Raw genomic sequence first — 848 nt, forward strand, 5'->3', positions numbered from 1 at the left:
AATTTTGGGGATCATTTCAGTATTTTGAGTGACGCATATTGCTAATAATTACAATTAAAATTAATAATAAAATGATTTGTCGATTTTTGAGTTCTATTAAATAGAATACCAGATTGATAACTTAAGGCTGAAGTTTGAATGTTTTTTATTTCATCTAGTTTTTCTGTTGAATTTAAATCCGTTCTATCAAGAACGCCAAGAATTAGTCGTATCCTTTTTGGAACTTGATAGTTTCTTTCGTTTACAAGAACAGTATGTCGACTACCGAGAACTCCAAGCTCAAACCCTCCTTTTTGAATCTGATACAAAATAATACTTTTGATATCCTGCAACTTTTCTTCCTTCGTCATTCTCTGCCTTTTTGGTTGTTGATTACTAGCTTTTGTATCTTGACTGCTTGTCATTGGTTGTTTGAATTGAGGCGATTCAGTCTTGGAAATTTCATCAAATAAACTTGGGTTATTATCTGTCGATATTTTTCTCTGCTCAGTATTCTCCTTCTCTGCTTCCATCTCCATACAAACTATCAAATATTCTTCTAACAATTGATTTTGTAAAGCAAGCTCTGGTGTATTGAGAAATTCTGTTTTTTTTAAATATAATAAAACATTGAGAATATGATCAAAAGATGCTGCTCTAATGAGTTCTTCTTCAACTTCCTTAAAATAAAGTAATTCTTCACTTTCTAACCTGAATATAGGTTTAGATTTACGAGTTAAAACAATAGCTTCCAATAACATTAATGCCTTAGATTGCAAATCTTTAAATAACATATCTATCTCCAATAAATTAGTATTAGAACTTTTTCGCTCTCGCCCTCCGTCATATGAAGTGCAACACTACTCTAT

At 31.0% G+C, this 848-nt stretch carries 1 protein-coding gene; it reads right to left on the reverse strand.

The genetic code is table 11. From position 1 onward, the window contains the following. Nucleotides 1–41: 41 nt before the first annotated feature. Nucleotides 42–773, reverse strand: a complete 732-nt coding sequence (locus tag C200_RS15925; RefSeq protein ID WP_016212311.1) for a hypothetical protein — start codon at nt 771–773, stop codon at nt 42–44. Between the last annotated feature and the right edge of the window lie 75 nt (nt 774–848).

This window comes from Piscirickettsia salmonis LF-89 = ATCC VR-1361, assembly GCF_000297215.2.
Classification (GTDB): Bacteria; Pseudomonadota; Gammaproteobacteria; order Piscirickettsiales; family Piscirickettsiaceae; genus Piscirickettsia; species Piscirickettsia salmonis.